The following is an 18993-nucleotide window of genomic DNA, read 5'->3' on the forward strand; positions in this document are numbered from 1 at the left end:
GGCTGATAGCTGAATAAATTTCTTAATGCCTTGTTGTACACAGGCTTCAGCAAGCGCTTTAGGGCTTTGAAAATGAAGTTGGGAAAATTCGCCAAAATAGCGTTCAGTAAGAATACCTGCACAGTTTATAACGGCATGAATCTGTTGAAGCCAGTCTTCAGCTGTGAGATGAGCAGAGAAGTCTATTGAGGCGGCTTTTAGATTTGGGTGACGTGGTAAATTGTGAGGATTCCTGGCGCAGGCTTTAACTGAGTGACCTTCTTGAAGCAGTAATTCAACAATGGCGCTACCAATGAAACCTGCGGCGCCAGTGATTAGAATATTCAAACGGTATTCCTCTGGTCAAATGTTCAAGAAGTACTGAAATAATATTTTGGAGTTTCGTTACTAATTGTTGTCTTGTGACTGTATTTTAACTTTCACCTAGGTCTGTTGTCTATAATATAAACATTATACCCTTCACGAATCATTTTTAGGGTTTGTTGTCATCGTTCTTGACCGGGAATGCAGTTTATGCAGGAGCATTTAACTGTCATCCCTGTCTCTTATTAATATAAGTTGGAACGGCTTCATTGTTTGATGGCTGCGCCTAAAAGAGCTTCGTTATGAAGATATAGTAATTGTTATGTCTACATTTGTTGTATACCCCTTTTACTGAAGTTTTATCTGGTTGAAGTAGTCCGTGAAAGTTATTTCTGTTGTAAAGTATTTATTCACAATAATTGGTCTTGCTATGCTTGTGGGGGCATTTTTTGCGTATAAAAATTCTCATGATTTTGTAGTTGAAGCAATCCATGCTAATGGTACTGTAGTTGACTTGATTAGCTCAAGATCTAGTGATTCTATTAGTTATAGGCCTGTTGTTGAGTTTAAAACCAAAGAGGGTGATTTGGTTGAGTTCACATCTTCAACAGGAAGTAATCCACCAAGCTATTCAAGAGGAGATGTTGTTGAAGTACTTTACTTAGAGTCATACCCTGATAAGGCTGAAATTAATAGTTTTTTCTCGTTGTGGGGGCTTTCAACTATTTTAGGAGGCATGGGCGCTGTTTTTTTCTTGGTTGGCTTCTTAATAATTCTCTTCGGTGGTTTGAAAAATAAAAAGAAAAAGTATTTACTAGAGAGAGGATACCCAATAAAAGCAGTATTTCAAAGCGTTGAGATTAATGGCTCGCTCAGCGTAAATGGTCGTAACCCTTACCAAATTTATGCTCAGTGGAAAAAACCAGCAACGAATGAGTTACATTTATTTAAGAGTGAGAATATTTGGTTTGATCCTTCTGATTATATTTCTCAAGAAGAAATAACGGTATTTATCGAAAAAGATAAACCTAAGAATTACCATGTTGATATTTCATTCCTTCCTAAACTAGCTAGTTGATGTGAAATTTTCTGATAACGACCATTATTATTGTTAGAAGTATTTTTCTGCTATGGATACCCTTTGCTTTGGTGATGCTTGCTATTTCATTAGTACTTAGAATGATTCACGAAGTGCATATTGGGGGCGGTGGATAAGACTTCAAACGTAACGGACTAGCCCCTCTATAAACATAAACAGTGTTTGGTGCTATGCTTGATAAAGGGTAGGCCAAACGCTGATGGTTGTTTATGAAAAGTCTGTTAGTTTTAATATTGCTGATTGGCGGTGGTTTATCTTATGCTGAAGAGAGTGAGAATAAAGTACTGCAAATTGTTTCAGGTGAGTATCCACCTTGGGCATCCAAAGACTCTAAGAAGGGGGGATTTGCGAATCACATTATTTCTGAAGTGTTTAGCCGAGAAGGTTATTTCGTTGAGTATACTTATTTACCTTGGGCAAGAACGTATAGTGAAGCAAAAAAGGGAAGTTATGATGCAACTTCTCTTTGGTATCCCTCAAAAGAACGAGAAAAACTATTTTATTATAGTAATTCTATTGGAAAAGAGGACGTTGTCTTTTTTCATTTGAAAACAACTAACTTTGATCAATGGGAAAGTTTTGAAGATCTAAAAAAATATAGAATTGGAGCAACGCGTGGGTATACCTATACAGCAGAATTCTGGGATGCAGAAAAGGATAAGAAACTAAATATTATTGTAAATAACTCGGATGAGATAAATTTTAACATGTTGTTGAGAGGTCGAGTCGACCTATTCCTTTCATCAGCTGTTTCTGGGTATGCTATCCTGTATAAGAATTTTTCGCTAGAACAAGTGCAGGTAGTTACATATAATTATAAGCCTTTATTTAGTAATACCAATCATTTGCTTTTTCCAAGAAAAAAGATGAATTCTAAAAAAATACTTAAATTATTTAATGAGGGATTACAGGCCCTCATTGATGAGGGTGCTTATAATAATTACTATGATATGTTACTTAAAGGTTATTATTCTAAATAATGAAGTATGCGCCTAGAATGAAGGGTATTTTTACTGTGTTTTAAATGATCTTAAAAACAAACCGAGTCCACCAATCGCAAGTACTAAAATAGTAATTAATTCAAAAGCAGTCATGGAACGCATACTGAAGTGTATTGCAGAAATAACGCCAAAAAGAAGAGCGGTGAGTGATCCTAAGGTAAGTAGCCAGCCAATAAAATTTTTAGCATTATAGAACAACATACCAATACCGAAGATGAAGGGTACCATTACCATGCCACTGGTAATATTAAATTGACCTCCAAATAAGTTAAGGCCATAAAGGCGCATACCCATATTAAATGAGGAGTTAACCATAATGGCATTAAACAACATGTAGAAACCTGCGCACATCATGGCAAGCCCAATTAAAAACTGTCCAATACCTCCATTTGTTCCACCTGCGCCTCTCATTCATACCCTCCATAAAATGTTGTTTATTGTATAACTATAACTCATTATCTGCAGAGCATGGCTATAGTTCTGCATTCGGTGGTGAGGAACGAGTCTATGTTGTACAGTTTGGGAGGGACCTGATTAGAGGTAAAAGAAAGCCGCATTTTGCGGCTAAAGCCAATAGCAGTTTCTGTCCTAAATTCTGACCCACAAGGTAGATAATGTTTATACATATTTAATGTGCAACATGTTGACATTTACTGATGTCATTACCTTTGTTGGTCGGGTTAGGCGTGTTAAGTACCTTATCTTAACCAACCTCAAGTAGAGTTAGCCTTGATGTTTGAGCGTACTCAACATAGATTTAGCCTAATCACAGAACATTGCAAAAAAAAGATATATATTAAATATTTTTATACAAAATCAAGTTACTAAAGTGTTTAAGAAACTTGTCAGTTGGAAAGAAATAAGCCGCTGAATTAGCGGCTAAAGCGGCATTTTCGTAATGAGCTAGAACAACTACATCGTTAGACTAAGAGATAAATTTTACATAAAAGTGACGTTATAATGGCATATTTGTGATGGTGGCTTTTAGTTGCTTTTTATGAAAGTGTATTATGCACTTTTAAGATGGCTGGCTTAGTGAGTAACGAAACAGGGTGGAATGAATCTATGCAAACCTTACACGTAGCGTTAGGTGAACGAAGTTATCCTATTCACATTGGTCCAGGTTTATTAGGGCAGCCTGATTTATTATCACCCTATATTCGTGGTCGACAGGTTATGTTGGTGACTAATGAAACTGTCGCTCCACTGTATTTAAATAAAGTGAAAGCCTCCCTTAGTGCATTTCAAGTAGATACCGTGGTTTTGCCAGATGGAGAAGTCTATAAAACATTAGATACCGTTAATTTAATTTTTGACCAGTTACTTGAAAAGCGACATAACCGTACGACAACACTTATTGCATTAGGTGGAGGTGTCATTGGTGATATGGTTGGTTTTGCAGCTGCAACCTATCAACGAGGTGTTGATTTCATTCAAATTCCAACCACGTTACTGGCTCAGGTTGATTCCTCTGTGGGTGGAAAGACAGGAGTGAACCACACGTTAGGCAAAAACATGATTGGGGCATTTCATCAGCCACGCTGTGTGCTAGCGGATACAACGGTGTTAAAGACATTGCCTACTCGTGAACTATCGGCAGGTATTGCAGAAGTTATTAAGTATGGGTTGATTTGTGATCAGTCATTTTTTGCTTGGCTGCAAATGCACACAAAAGATTTGTTGGCTTGTGATGACACGGCACTTGGATATGCTATCAAGCGTTCTTGCTTAGCAAAGGCTGAAGTTGTTGCTGAAGATGAGCGGGAAGGTGGTATAAGGGCAATTCTGAACCTGGGACATACCTTTGGCCATGCGATTGAAACTCATGAAGGTTATGGCAATTGGCTTCATGGTGAAGCTGTTGCTGTAGGTATGCTCATGGCGGTGGATTTGTCGATACGTTTAGGGTGGTTAGACGCTAGTGAACTGGAAGTTTTACGGCGCTTATTAGAGCAGGCCAAACTACCAGTGACTTCTCCAACTGATATGATGCCAGAAGATTTTTTAAAATATATGGCTGTGGATAAAAAAGTGGTTGATGGTTCATTACGCCTAGTACTTCTTGAAGCAGTAGGCAAGGCTATAGTGACATCGGACTTTAGTCATGACGCTCTGCTTGCGACATTAAAGAGTATATAACAGGACCTTTCAAAAGAAATTGTCAGCATTATTATCAACCATCAGTGTCAGATACTAGGGATTGCGATCTGACACGACTAGAAAAAAATACTTATCCTAAATTGTAAACAAGTTCTTTACCTTGCTTATTTAAGTGGGCTATTAGCGTCTATTATGAGGGTATGCTTACTGAAAACTATATTTTGGTAAGTGTGGGTTGTTTGAAAACTGTACTAATAAATTTAGATTAGTTGTACCTCAGTGCAGGGTATTATCAATTGTAGGGATACTTGTTTGATAAGTGACAGGCAAAGGATGGCGTTATCTGTTGATGGTAGGCTAATGACAAACCCAATAAAAGCCAGTGATGACCAGCTTGCGAAGAAAGATTTTCTGCGTATTTATGGTATGGCTCGAAATCCTTTTGTAGATCAAGGAGATTTGGGGCTGTTTTTTTCTGGGGCAGGACGTGGTGAAGTGTTGAAGCAAATCCAACATTTGCTTACCTTCACGCACTTATTACTACTGGTGACAGGGCAGGAAGGTTCAGGAAAAACACACCTTTGTAAAGTGCTCAGTAATGAAATATCAAGCGATAATCCACTCGTCATTAGTGGTACTGTAGGGATGGGGGTTACAGAGTTTCTCAATCAAATAACACGACATTACACACCCAAAAAAGCCTTGCCAGTTACGCGTGTGGACTATGAGGCACTATTAAAAAATTTACTTGCTGAATTAACGCGACCACAAAAACTAATTTTATTGATTGATAATGCTCATAAATTAGATCCTCAACTGGTTTCATTATTAGTATCGTGGGCTTCAGTTGCTGAATCGGAAAACTACTCCGTTCACATTGTATTATTCTCACTGCCTCAGTTACAAAAAACACTACAACCACATCCTAATCTTAAAAATCAAGATTTGTTACATGAGATTCAGCTTGATGACCTTGGTAGAGAAGATATTAAAAAATATGTGAACCACTGTTTAGAAAGTACAGGGTTAAACAACCTATTTGAACTTAATAGTGAAGATTTGGACAAAATTTATAACTTATCTGGTGGTGATTTTAGTAAAGTAAATTTTTATGCACATGAGGTGCTGTTTGGCAGTATGAGTACACAACAAGATAGTAATAAATATGGTATCCCTTCCAAGCATCTCATTGCAGCTTCAGTAGTTGCTTTACTGCTGTTAGTTCTTGTAATTACACAACAGTTATTGTCCGTTGATGATCCTGCATCTGATGAAAAAGCGGCTGTAGTGATAATGGATGATACTGTTAAACCTGCTGTTGATATTCCGCAATGGGACTCATCAGCTAAGCCTCCTACTGAAGCTTCAGGGGGGAATGAAGACACACCGACAACCGTCATGGATATTGAGCTGCCAACTGTAGCGGTACAAGAGAATGAGTCTTCTAAAACAGTTGCATCACCACAGAACTCACTTAAGGATAGTCAAGCTAAAAGCAATACTCAGTCTAATGAGGAGCAGTCTCCTACTAAAGCAGAATTATCGACAGATGAGAAAGTTGCATCTCTGAATAATGGCAAAGATAAACTCGCAGGCACAGTTGTCCGTAATCAAGACAGTTCACCTGAGGTAAAAGCGTCAGCTTCGTCTAACATTCAAACTAAAGCAAAGGATCAAACCAAAGCAAAGGAAGTAAAAACGGAGAAAATACCTGTAGCAGACACAAAGTCAGTAAAAAAAGCTGAAACAAAAAAAGTAAAGCCTAGTCCCCCCCGAAAAACACCCACCAAGCAGGCTGCAACTAAAAGGTATTCAGGAGATGGTTCTTGGTTTTTAGCACAATCAAGGAAGTACTATGTACTACAAGTTTTGGGGACGAGTTCAGAGTCCGCAGCGCGCACATTCGTCCAGAGACACAAAAATAATCCACAACTGAAGTATTTCAAAACCCGCCATAATGGACAGCCTTGGTATGTGGTTTCTTATGGCCGTTACTCAACTCATGCTTTGGCGACAGCTGCTATCAAGAAGCTACCAAATGCATTACAGCAACAGAACCCTTGGCCCCGCAGTTTACAAAATATCCAACAAGAGATTCGTAAATATAACTGATGGCCTGCCTGCTATCGCACATTGGTATTAGCTTTTACTATTCACTAGTCTTCACTAATAGCTGATTATAATTGGTGAGCAGGAAGTCATACTCACGTAAAATTACAATCAGTGTCGTGCTTTAGTTTGTCCTTTATTATATGGTAGAGACATAAATTTGTGTCTATGTGACATGACGGGTAAACTATTTCCCCCTTTTTGTTGGCAGTGATCAATTACAATTAAAGCTAAAGCCGCTAACATACTGTTTTTTTTGAAGAAATTCCTCGTTGAGAGTGTACCTTATGCGAGTTCTTTACCATCCTGAGCAGTTCAAGGATAACTGTGGCTTCGGCCTGATTGCCCATAAAGAAGGGCAGAAGAGCCACCACTTACTGCAAACCGCCATTCAGGCGTTAACATGCATGACCCATCGTGGCGGTATCGCTGCTGATGGTAAAACAGGCGATGGCTGTGGATTATTGATTCAAAAGCCAGACAGCTTTTTACGAACTATTGCCCAGGAGTCATTTCAAGCGCAATTGTCTACCCACTATGCTGTGGGTATGGTCTTTTTAAATGCTGACGAGTCAAAAGCAAAAATTGCTCGACAAGCACTGAATGACCAATTAGCCGATCAAGAATTAGAGGTGGTTGGCTGGCGTAAAGTACCTACCAATCCAGAGTGTCTAGGTCCTATTGCCCTGGATCAAATGCCTCAGTTTGAACAAGTTTTTGTAAACTGTCCCGAATCCCTTACTGAAGAACAGTTTGCTGCCAAACTATTTATGGCAAGACGTCGAGCTCGCTTAAGTGTAACGGATGATGATGAGTTTTATATCTGTAGCTTGTCTCATACCGTCGTAACTTATAAGGGCTTGATGATGCCTGTTGATTTACCCAAGTTTTATCCAGATTTGGGTGATCCCCGGTTTGAAACCGCGATTTGTGTTTTCCATCAGCGTTTTTCTACCAACACCATGCCGCGTTGGCACTTGGCTCAACCATTCCGCTTCCTGGCACACAATGGTGAAATCAATACCATTACAGGCAACCGGAACTGGGCTGAGGCTCGAACCAGCAAATTTAAGTGTGAGCTGTTACCTGAAGTTGAAACGGTTAAACCATTAGTTAACCGGACAGGATCAGATTCTTCCAGTTTGGACAATATGCTGGAAGTACTGGTAACAGGTGGTGTAGATATCTATCGTGCTATTCGGATGCTGGTGCCACCAGCCTGGCAGAATGTCGATACTATGGACCCTGATTTACGGGCGTTCTATGAATATAACTCCATGCATATGGAACCTTGGGATGGGCCTGCTGGGTTGGTAATAACAGATGGGGTTCGTGCCATTTGTGCGTTAGACCGGAATGGGTTGCGGCCTTCGCGTTGGGTGATGACTAAGAATGGCTACATTACTGTATCTTCAGAGGTAGGTGTTTGGTCCTATCAGCCAGAAGATGTCGTTGCAAAAGGCCGGGTTGGACCTGGTGAAATGTTAGCCATTGATACTGAAACCCATGATATTTACACCGCACATGATATTGATGGTTACCTAAAGACAAAGCAGCCTTATAAAAAGTGGTTAAAGCAACATGCTCATCGTATTCAGTCGAAATACATTGAGCACACATATCGAATTGACCACTTTGACAAAGAAGCGTTGAAGTCTCATATGAAAATGTACCAGATTACGTTTGAAGAGCGTGATCAGATACTGCGTCCATTAGCTGAAAACGCGCAAGAAGCTGTTGGCTCGATGGGTGATGATACGCCAATGGCGGTACTCTCTCAGCGAGTTCGCCCTCTATATGATTACTTCCGCCAGCAGTTTGCTCAGGTGACTAATCCTCCGATTGATCCTTTGCGGGAATCAATCGTGATGTCACTGGAAACCTGTTTAGGTGCTGAAAAAAATCCTTTTGAACAAACACCACTGCATGCTGCACGGGTTATTTTGAGTTCACCCATTTTATCCCCTGCCAAGTTCTTAAATTTAACAAAAGACGATGGGCATGGGCTGGGTGTTGTCAAAATTAACTTAAATTATGATGCGTCTGAGGATTTAGCTCAGGCGGTTACTCGCATTTGTGATGAAGCTGAAGCCGCAGTAAGAGCAGGAAGTGTGGTGGTTTACTTGACCGATAGAGATATCGAAAAAGGTAAATTACCCATTCATGCTGCAATGGCGACAGGCGCAGTACATCATCGTTTGATTGATACTGGCCTCCGTACCAGTGCCAATATTCTGGTGGAAACGGGGACAGCTCGTGATGCTCATCACTTTGCGGTGTTACTGGGATTTGGTGCTACAGCTGTCTACCCCTATCTAAGCTACGAAGTAATTTGGGATTTGATTCAAACCCAAGAAGTGATGATTGATCCTATTGAAGCGAATAAAAACTTCCGCAGAGGTATTAAAAAAGGCCTGTTGAAGATTATGTCTAAGATGGGTATTTCCACCATTGCTTCATACCGTGGTGCCCAGCTTTTCGAAGCGATTGGTTTAAGCGATGAAGTGGTTGATATGTGCTTTAAAGGCGTTGCTAGTCGTATTGCTGGGGCGCGTTTTAACGACTTTCAACATGAGCAATCGCTACTGGCAAAACAAGCTTGGCGGATGAGTCAGACTATCCAACAAGGTGGTTTATTAAAGTATGTGCATAACAGCGAGTATCACTGCTTTAATCCCGATGTGATTCAAACGTTGCAAACCGCAGTACGCAGTGGTCGCTATGAAGACTATCAACAGTATGCTGAACAGGTAAATAAACGTTCAGTAGCAACACTGAGAGACCTATTTAGTTTGCAATTATCAGAACAAGGCATTGCTGTTGACCAGGTTGAACCTATCAGTGAAATCGTTAAGCGCTTTGATAGTGCTGCCATGTCGCTGGGTGCCTTATCACCAGAAGCCCATGAAGCTCTTGCTGAAGCAATGAACCGATTGGGAGCGCGTTCAAACTCGGGTGAAGGGGGTGAAGATCCTGTTCGCTTTGGCACGAACAAGGTTTCCAAAATTAAGCAAATTGCTTCTGGACGTTTTGGTGTCACACCACATTACCTGGTGAATGCAGAAGTGCTGCAAATAAAGGTCGCGCAAGGGGCCAAGCCTGGAGAAGGCGGGCAGCTACCTGGTAGCAAAGTAAATCAGCTGATTGCACGGTTACGCTATTCGGTACCTGGTGTCACATTAATTTCGCCACCACCTCACCATGATATCTATTCCATTGAGGATTTAGCTCAGCTGATTTTTGACCTTAAACAGGTGAATCCTGAGGCTTTGGTTTCGGTGAAACTTGTGTCTGAGCCTGGTGTGGGGACTATCGCAGCAGGGGTGGCGAAGGCTTATGCTGATTTAATTACCATTTCTGGTTATGACGGTGGTACAGCTGCTAGCCCACTCACTTCGATTCGCTATGCTGGCTCGCCATGGGAGTTGGGATTAAGCGAAGCTCATCAGGCGCTGCGTTTAAATGATTTGCGAGGCAAAGTTCGTTTACAGACAGATGGTGGACTAAAAACCGGTCTTGATGTGATTAAAGCAGCCATTTTAGGGGCTGAAAGTTTTGGCTTCGGTACTACACCAATGGTAGCAATGGGTTGTAAATATCTGCGGATTTGCCATTTAAATAACTGTGCGACAGGTGTAGCAACCCAAAACCAGCAGCTACGTGACCAGTACTTTACAGGTACAGTCGAGATGATCATGAATTTCTTTACTTTTGTAGCGACAGAGGTAAGAGAGTGGCTGTCAAAACTTGGCGTATCGCGCTTAGAGGATTTAATTGGGCGTACTGATTTATTAAAACGTTTACCTGGCGATACTGAAAAACAGCAGCGCCTGGATTTATCGCCTTTGGTTGAACAGCAACATATACCCGCTGATAAGCCGCAAATTTGTCAGAGTGCTCGTAATATTCCTTTTGATAAGGGGCAGCTGGCAGAGCAAATGGTTAAAGATATCCTGCCTGTAATTGAGAGTCGTCAAGGTGGTGACTTTCATTATCAAGTCGGTAACTGTGATCGTTCGATTGGTGCTCGTCTTTCTGGGGAGATTGCCAAGCGTTACGGTAATCAGGGCATGACTGATAGCCCCGTTAATGTGTACTTGAAAGGTTCTGCAGGCCAGAGTTTTGGTGTTTGGAATGCCGGTGGCCTGAATATGTATCTGGAAGGTGATGCCAATGACTATGTGGGTAAAGGCATGACGGGCGGTAAATTAGTTATTGCTCCACCAAGCAATAGTCAGTTTGAGTCGCAACAGACAGCCATTATTGGTAATACCTGTTGTTATGGTGCTACTGGAGGCAAGTTATTTGCCTCTGGTACGGCTGGAGAACGCTTAGGGGTTCGTAACTCTGGTGCTCACATCGTGGTAGAAGGTACTGGAGATCACTGTTGTGAATATATGACGGGTGGTGTGGTTACGGTTTTAGGTAATACAGGCCACAACTTTGGTGCTGGCATGACCGGTGGTTTTGCTTTTGTACTGGATCAGGATCGGCACTTTGTAGACTGCTACAACCATGAGCTGGTAGAAATTCAACGGATAGACACAGAGACAATGGAGCAGTATCAGACCTATCTACACAGTATTATTGAAGAATATGTCACGGAGACCGGAAGTGCTTGGGGTGCTCACCTGTTAGAGGAAATGTATGACTATATTGGCAAGTTCTGGTTAGTCAAACCTAAAGCAGCCAGTCTAAACATGCTGTTAGCTAGCATTCGTACCCGCCCTGAGTAGTCGATGAATGAGGTGTAATCATGGTTGAACGTTTACAGAATAATTTTCAATTTATCGATGTTGGCCGGGTAGATCCACGGAAAAAGGATATTGATGTTCGCAAAGCGCAGTTTGTTGAGATCTACGATCCTTTTACGCCAAAGCAAACCGCTGAGCAAAGTCACCGTTGTTTGGAGTGTGGCAATCCCTATTGTGAATGGAAATGTCCAGTTCATAACTATATCCCCAACTGGCTGAAACTTGTGGCTGAGGGCAATATTCTAGAGGCTGTTGAGCTGTCACATCAAACTAACTCTTTACCCGAGGTTTGTGGCCGAGTGTGTCCACAGGACCGTCTTTGTGAAGGGGCTTGTACTTTAAATGATGGGTTTGGTGCAGTAACGATTGGCTCTGTGGAAAAATATATTACTGACACTGCGTTTGCTATGGGTTGGCGACCCGATTTGTCCCATGTTGTTATGACAGATAAAAAAGTGGCCGTTATTGGGGCTGGTCCAGCAGGATTGGCTTGTGCTGATGTACTGATTCGTAATGGGGTAACCCCTGTTGTTTTTGATCGTAACCCAGAAATTGGGGGCTTACTGACCTTTGGTATTCCTGAGTTTAAGCTTGAAAAAGAAGTGATTAAGCGTCGCCGTGAAGTTTTTAGTCAAATGGGGGTGGAGTTCCACTTAAATACTGAGGTGGGTAAAGACATAACCATAGACACACTCATTCAGGATTATGATGCCGTGTTTCTTGGGATGGGAACCTACACCTACATGAAAGGCGGTTTTCCAGGTGAAGACTTGCTGGGCGTTTATGAAGCGCTGCCTTATCTTGTTTCAAATACTAAGCGTTGCATGGGGCTGAACACGGATAACACAAACTTTATTGATATGCGTGATCAGCGGCTAGTGGTCTTAGGTGGTGGTGATACGGCAATGGACTGTAACCGAACAGCGATCAGGCAAGGCGCTAAATCTGTGGTATGTGCTTACCGTCGTGATGAAGAAAACATGCCAGGCTCTCGTCGCGAAGTTGCTAATGCTAAAGAAGAAGGTGTCCAGTTTTTATTTAATCGCCAACCTGTGGCGATTGTAGGTGAAGACCAGGTTGAAGGTGTTAAGTTTGTAACAACGCGTTTAGGTGAGCCAGATGAGAATGGTCGCCGTGTTCCAGAGACTGTTCCTGGTAGTGAAGAAGTCGTGCCTGCTGATGCAGTGATTATTGCCTTTGGTTTTCGTCCTAGCCCTGCCCCTTGGTTTACTGACTTAGGCATTGAAACAGATGGTTCTGGTCGGGTGCTTGCTCAGGAAAAAAGTGAATATCCTTTCCAGACAGCTAATCCAAAAGTATTTGCTGGTGGAGACATGGTGCGAGGCTCTGACTTGGTAGTGACGGCTATTTGGGAAGGACGTCAAGCGGCGGAAGGCATTATGGATTACTTGGATGTTTAATGTTCATGGCGTTTAAAATAAGTTTATACAATTCTAAAAACGGGCTTAAGCCCGTTTTTTTATCACTGATTAAACTTCAAGAACACGTTTGATTTGCGCAATAACCTGGCCTTTATCAAGCGTATCATGCTGCAGGGTAAAAGCGGATAATGCGCCTTTATGGTGACGGTCTATTTCAAGCATGACATGTGTACAGTTGTTTTCAGGTACAAATGAAACTTCTACTTCCTTAAAATTAAATAAGCCTGAGTCTTTAGGGGTGAAATCCAGTTCTTGATAGCATCCACTCGTTGATGTAAAGGAGGGAGATTTAACAAAGCCTTTTGCTACATTGGCATAACTTAATATTAATCCACATTCTGTCATTGCATCTAAAAAGGTAGACATCACGTTGGTAGGGGCTATGTCGATATAGTCTCGATCAGAGGGATCAAGTGCTAAGTCTATATTTAAGCCTGTTTGTATCCATACTTTACAAGTTTCCGTCGGACAGTTGAGCTGGGTCACAGGCGTTTCATAATGCAGCTGATAGGTGAATGGAATGATTTTTTCTTCACCCGCTTGAATGATAAAGCTTTCGGCCATTTTCCAGGACTGAATAATGTAGTGTGTTATATATTCCCCTTCATCTGTTTCTGCTTCTGCTAAGGCAACAAGGGCGTGTTCCAGTCCTGCAATGTGTTGTTCTGTGTCACCTCCCACAATGTATACTTCACCAGTGATAGCTTCTCCTGGTTCATAGACTGACTGAGTAAGGCGTGTGTCTACGGTAGCACTACCAATACCAATCGAGGCAAGAATCTTTTTAAACATACCTATCGTATCTACCTACAACGAAGACAAGACTCAAACTATATCAAAGGGGCTGCTTGCTGTCTCGGCAATCGCTTTGGTGTAAACTTGCCTCCCAGAATCTTACCGATGAGCTGTGATACAAGGTAATAAAAACTATGGCTGAACTGAAAAATGATCGATTTCTTCGTGCGTTGTTAAAAGAGCCTGTTGACCGTACACCTGTGTGGTTAATGCGGCAAGCCGGACGTTATTTACCTGAATATCGGGCAACTCGCAGCCAAGCGGGTGACTTTATGGCGCTTTGTCAAAATCCTGAGCTGGCATGTGAGGTGACATTGCAGCCGTTAGAGCGTTATCAACTTGATGCTGCTATTTTATTTTCTGATATTTTAACGATCCCTGATGCGATGGGACTAGGCCTTTACTTCGAGCAAGGTGAAGGACCTAAATTTAGAAAACCCGTACAAACAGCCGCTGCCGTTGAAGCATTACCTGAAATCAAGACTGAGTCAGATTTGTCGTATGTACTTGATGCTGTGAAAACGATTCGTACAGCATTAAATGGACGTGTTCCCCTAATTGGTTTTTCTGGTAGTCCTTGGACGTTAGCGACATATATGGTTGAAGGGGGAAGTACCAAAGATTTTCGCCATATCAAAGCAATGCTTTATACACAGCCTGAGGTTATGCACCTTTTATTGGATAAACTGGCAAATGCCGTCACCGATTATTTAAATGCGCAGATTTTAGCAGGTGCACAAGCTGTTCAGATATTTGATACTTGGGGTGGTGTATTAAGCGATGCGGCTTATGATGAGTTTTCATTAAGCTACATGAATAAGATAATTTCAGGATTGCTCAAAGAGCATGATGGTCGACGGGTGCCGGCAATTGTGTTTACTAAAAATGGTGGTCTTTGGTTAGAGCGAATTGCAAATAGCGGTGCTGACTGTGTTGGTTTGGATTGGACAATAAATATTGGACAAGCCAGGAAACGAATTGGCGATCGTGTGGCTTTGCAAGGTAATATGGACCCGAGTGTGCTTTACGCAGAACCAGAAAGAATTAGACAGGAAGTTGCGTCTATTTTAGCTGATTTTGGTAGTGGTACCGGCCATGTATTTAATTTGGGGCATGGTATACATCAGTTTGTAGAACCTGATCGAGTGAATGTGTTTGTCGACGCAGTCCACGAGCTTTCAGATAAATATCATTCAAGTAAATAGTAGAAAATTTAATTTTAATGATGCTTCCTTGCATCGAATACTTTATTGTTTTCCAGTTATGTGAGAATTACTTGCTGTTTAATTTTAAGTTAATTTTTTTGTTGATTACGTAGTGACAACCCTGCAATTGCTGTTAATAGCATAAGCAGGGTAGATGGCTCTGGTGTAGGTGTGGGTGGTTCTTCTGGTGCAATTTCTGCCAGAATTTTACTCACAACAAAGTCTGTAAAATTATCATCAAATTGAGTAGATAACACAAAAGCATCAGGGCCGGTAATCAGGTCTTCTGTAAGATACTCTTCTAACGTAGTTGGAAAATCTGGAGGTAATCCACCTAACAATGCTTCAAGTTCAGCCAAATATTCAGCTGCAGAATCGGGGTCAAAAATCGCCAATGCATTAATAAATGCGCCTGCAGCAGCGGCATCATCCCGTGCACCATGAATAGCATCATCAAAAGCGGCTAGACAGGCTTCTACTTCAAGTGCCGTGGGTGGATCACTAATGGGGCAAGGTAAACCAGGCCGAAAAACGTTTTGTACACCATCGGTGGAAACATCTATAACCAGCTTTGTACCTTCAAAGCCATTGCCAAGCATCGATGCAAGTGCAACATCAACACCACTGGCTATATTGGTACCCACTACCTCTTCATCGGGGATTGCATCAATTGCAGTTGCAAATGCCTCTGCATCTGTTGCATTTTGCAGGTGAAACCAAGGTGTTGCTTGAACACCTGTTAACGCAAAAGGAAATGCAGCTACAGCAATACCGTTAGTGAGTGAGCTGATTGCAGCTTGAACACTGGCATCACGAAATGCATTAGCATATCCATCACGCTGTAAAATAAATTCACTGGCATCAATACTACTTGATATATCGATAACAAGTGATAGTTCAGTATCTACAGGTACTGCATGAGCGCTATTGAGCCAGGAGAAAGGTAAGAGGGCTGCTGCCATTATGCTTGATTTAAGAAATCGCATGATATTTCCTCGATAAAAAATGACAGAAGCTTTACCGCAAAAATTATTCCTACTGTAAAAAACTGTTAAAAAACATTTGGTTACATTTTTATGAAGTAATTATATGTAAATTGTTTAGACAACAACTGTATTCAGTATTATGGTGAGCATTGCAAAGTTAAAATACAGTAAAGATAATTAGACTTAGTTGAGTGCTTAAGAGATTTAAATAATGAAGTATTCATTCGAAAAAAAAGCTACTTTGCTACAAGCAGCATTGTTATTTTGTAGTATTGAGTATGCTGTTGCTCAAGAAAATAATGTTGACGCACAAGCTGGAGATGTTGATGCAGAAATACCAGGTAGTTTTTGGCAAACAATGAAAAGTTCGGCAGAGAATGTGTCTGGTGAGTTAGAAAAGAAAGCTTCAGAAGGACTTGAATATACCAAGCAAAAACTGGGTGAGTACCGAGAATTTAAAACTGAAAAAGTGAAAGAAGTGCTTGGTATTATCGATGATAATATGAAAGTAATTGAAGACGCAGGATTCAAAGTAAACGATCTTTATGTGAGCCTGAGTATTGTGCCTGTGGTTACAGCAAAATTTAAACAGGTGAAACGTTTATCTGACGAAGAATTAAATAAACTGTTAGAACACTATCAAGATAAACCGTTACTTGTTTATATTTTACGTTCACTCCATCATGCTTATGGTATGAACCTTTCAAATTACCATGTGGCTGATGTGAGTGTAAGAGCTTCAATTCCCCCTGCGACAACAGTTCACTTAGAGCGTACGCAATAAACTGCTTTTTGGTAAACCATTCTACTGAGTACTAGCTTTTACCTATATAGTAATTAATAAAGTTATACTATATAGGTAGGTTAGTTGCTATTTTTCTTTAACTTTCTCATTATTTGAAAATTTCGCACTATAAATGCAGAAAATAATATCTGATGCTCATTCTAAGATAGGGATAAGAATGGGTGAATGTCAATAAACCTAACAAAAATAATATAATACTTGTAAATCCTATAGCATATACCAGAAGTTAATGATTGTTGGTTCTATAGTGCTAAGACGTGTTTCATAAGTACTTGGTTATATATTATTAAGATAAGATCAAGCCATATAAAACTTCTGTATTTGATTAGGATAATAGCCTATGAGGTATAAACAAAATAATAAGCATTAACAAATAGAGTATATACTAAAGTCTAATTTACCTTTCATGTTAATTTTTATATAAATACAACAATAATATTCGAATTGATTTGGGTTGGAAAGGTTGTCGTTAGAGGTCGAATTCATAATTGACATTATCAAAAGTGATTTGTGATACCTCTTTTTATCACATAGTGGCGGGGTATGCTGCTTTGCAATTTTAGTTGATGATTTCAAAAAACACTATTTCAATTAAATTGATTTTTAATAGTAAGACTCAGCTTGTCACTCATAAGAAGTAAGTTTTAGTTTAGGTATAGAAATGAAGTTAAGTTATAGTACGAATAGTATTAAAACGAGTAGCCTTGTGGAATCATGTCTTGCAATTTCAAAAGCAGGATATTCTGGGGTTGAATTATGTTTTAGCAGAGATCAATTTAACCCTTTTAAGCTTAGTGACAAACAATTAGCAGAACTGAAAAAAGATCTTCAAAACTCAAATCCGGTTGCAATATCAACTGCCACTACATTTTTTTTGTCAGATATCCCTCATGAGCCATCAGTCATTTCAGTTGATAAAATTGATCGAAATGAGCGTATTGAGGTAGTAAAACAAGGGATTAGAGTAGCAAAAGTTCTTGGGGTTCCTTGTGTTAGCTTTCAAAGTGGTTATTTAAGAGAAACACATAAAGGCTATACTAATGACGAAGTAAACTCTATCCTAGTAACAAGTATTCGAGAGATTCTTGATGAAATTAACGAGGAAGATAATATATTCCTTGTTATAGAGCCTGAGCCAGGGATGTATATAGAAACTGTTGAAGAAGCGTTTAATTTAATTAAACTGGTTGGGCATGAAAAATTTAAACTACATTTGGATTTATGTCATACTTATTGTACTGAAGATAATTACTTAGAGGTCATTGACAGGGTTGCACCCGAAGTTGCTTATATGCATCTTGCAGACATTAAAGATGGCTATAATTTAAGGTTTAAAATTGCAAGCACATTTGAAGATATAGTTGATTCTAAAGAAGAAAATGTAGATGGATATCTATTCTATATCCAAAATGAGGATTTGTTTTATCATGTCCAAGATGGTGAAGTCAAAGCTCTTCAGTTTGATCAAGAACAAGAAATAAAAAAGTCGATCATTCGTGAGAATAAGGCATATATTGATTCTGTTGAGCAAGTTAGTTTTGATATTTTAGATAAGGCACTACCTGTACTTAATAACTTACGACAATCAGGAGCCATTAAACACCCCATTTGCAATACAATTCAGGGTAAAGTTCACTACCATGAATTTCCAGGTAATGGTGAGATAGACTTCGTAAAAGTTATGGAGATATTAACCTGTAAGTATAATGGTTATGTGACTGTAGAGTTATATAATCATGCAGATGAATGGGTTAGTGTGCTTCCAGATAGCTTCAAATATCTTTCTAATATGATTAATAAAATATATTTAGAAAGAGCAAGCTATATTGGAGAGTTAGATCATAGAATACTCAAGGCACCTTATGTACGATTAGCATCTGCAAATCAAGGAATAAATGGTGATTATACTTGCATGTATGATCTACGCTTTCGACAACCAAATAACAATGAATACATTGACCCTATCGTAATGCACTCAATGGAACATGCATTACTCTATTTTTTCAAAAAAATATATAAAAACAAATTTAGTTGTTTAGCACCTATGGGATGTCAGACAGGGTTTTACTTGGTGCTGATTAACGAGTTGAACTCAAATGATATTATTAAAAATGTCGAAGAAATCCTAGAAAGCATTATTCATTTAGAACAAGTTCCTTACCAGTCTGACCAACAGTGTGGACAGTTTGAGTATCACTGTTTGAATCAACTACAGGCTCTAGCGAAGGAAGTACTTAACAAAAAACATGAGCTTAGTGAGGTGATATAAATGGTTGATTTTAACGTTTCTTCAAATTTTGATATAGATTATAGCTTATATATTGAAGATAACATACTCTCTGTTGATAATGACTTGCTATTAACTGGTCGAGATAAAACATCAAAAAACTGTTT

The 18993-nt window shown here is 39.9% G+C and carries 13 protein-coding genes; 9 read left to right on the plus strand and 4 right to left on the minus strand.

The features are described from left to right. A partial coding sequence (locus KCG35_RS20495) for an SDR family NAD(P)-dependent oxidoreductase (protein WP_215821728.1) occupies window positions 1–327 on the minus strand: 327 nt, incomplete at its 3' end. Window positions 328–682: 355 nt separating this feature from the next. Here KCG35_RS20495 and KCG35_RS20500 point away from each other — a divergent pair. Continuing rightward, window positions 683–1381: a DUF3592 domain-containing protein gene (locus KCG35_RS20500; RefSeq protein WP_215821729.1), complete on the plus strand. Its 699-nt coding sequence runs from the start codon at window positions 683–685 to the stop codon at window positions 1379–1381. A gap of 230 nt (window positions 1382–1611) precedes the next feature. After that, window positions 1612–2382: a substrate-binding periplasmic protein gene (locus tag KCG35_RS20505; RefSeq protein ID WP_215821730.1), complete on the plus strand. Its 771-nt coding sequence runs from the start codon at window positions 1612–1614 to the stop codon at window positions 2380–2382. 30 nt (window positions 2383–2412) lie between these two features. Here KCG35_RS20505 and KCG35_RS20510 read toward each other — a convergent pair whose 3' ends face one another. Further along, a complete protein-coding gene (locus KCG35_RS20510; RefSeq protein ID WP_215821731.1) occupies window positions 2413–2814 on the minus strand; it encodes a hypothetical protein in 402 nt (133 codons plus the stop codon). Between the two features lie 654 nt (window positions 2815–3468). Between KCG35_RS20510 and aroB the strand changes: the two genes are divergently transcribed. From aroB to KCG35_RS20530, 4 genes are all read left to right on the plus strand, one after another. Further along, on the plus strand, window positions 3469–4542 hold the full coding sequence (aroB, locus tag KCG35_RS20515; protein WP_215821732.1) for a 3-dehydroquinate synthase: 1074 nt from the start codon (window positions 3469–3471) through the stop codon (window positions 4540–4542). 294 nt (window positions 4543–4836) lie between these two features. After that, complete coding sequence (locus KCG35_RS20520; protein ID WP_215821733.1) at window positions 4837–6615, plus strand: AAA family ATPase; 1779 nt, start codon at window positions 4837–4839, stop codon at window positions 6613–6615. A 284-nt stretch (window positions 6616–6899) separates the two neighbouring features. Then, entirely contained in the window at window positions 6900–11348 is a 4449-nt protein-coding gene (gltB, locus tag KCG35_RS20525; protein WP_215821734.1) for a glutamate synthase large subunit, read from the plus strand. 20 nt (window positions 11349–11368) lie between these two features. Further along, entirely contained in the window at window positions 11369–12787 is a 1419-nt protein-coding gene (locus tag KCG35_RS20530; protein WP_215821735.1) for a glutamate synthase small subunit GltD family protein, read from the plus strand. Between the two features lie 69 nt (window positions 12788–12856). Here the strand turns inward: KCG35_RS20530 and KCG35_RS20535 are convergent, their stop codons facing one another. Further along, a complete protein-coding gene (locus KCG35_RS20535) occupies window positions 12857–13600 on the minus strand; it encodes a sporulation protein (RefSeq protein WP_215821736.1) in 744 nt (247 codons plus the stop codon). Between the two features lie 137 nt (window positions 13601–13737). Here KCG35_RS20535 and hemE point away from each other — a divergent pair, with 137 nt between their 5' ends. Continuing rightward, window positions 13738–14808, plus strand: a complete 1071-nt coding sequence (gene hemE / locus KCG35_RS20540; RefSeq protein WP_215821737.1) for a uroporphyrinogen decarboxylase — start codon at window positions 13738–13740, stop codon at window positions 14806–14808. 89 nt (window positions 14809–14897) lie between these two features. Here hemE and KCG35_RS20545 read toward each other — a convergent pair whose 3' ends face one another. After that, window positions 14898–15794: a DUF1194 domain-containing protein gene (locus KCG35_RS20545; RefSeq protein WP_215821738.1), complete on the minus strand. Its 897-nt coding sequence runs from the start codon at window positions 15792–15794 to the stop codon at window positions 14898–14900. A gap of 211 nt (window positions 15795–16005) precedes the next feature. On the opposite strand from KCG35_RS20545, the gene KCG35_RS20550 reads away from it, so the two are divergent. Beyond that, window positions 16006–16578: a hypothetical protein gene (locus tag KCG35_RS20550; RefSeq protein ID WP_215821739.1), complete on the plus strand. Its 573-nt coding sequence runs from the start codon at window positions 16006–16008 to the stop codon at window positions 16576–16578. Between the two features lie 682 nt (window positions 16579–17260). Then, on the plus strand, window positions 17261–18868 hold the full coding sequence (locus tag KCG35_RS20555) for an S-ribosylhomocysteine lyase (RefSeq protein WP_215821740.1): 1608 nt from the start codon (window positions 17261–17263) through the stop codon (window positions 18866–18868). Window positions 18869–18993: the final 125 nt, after the last annotated feature.

Source organism: Zooshikella harenae, assembly GCF_018837975.1.
Lineage (GTDB): Bacteria > Pseudomonadota > Gammaproteobacteria > Pseudomonadales > Zooshikellaceae > Zooshikella > Zooshikella harenae.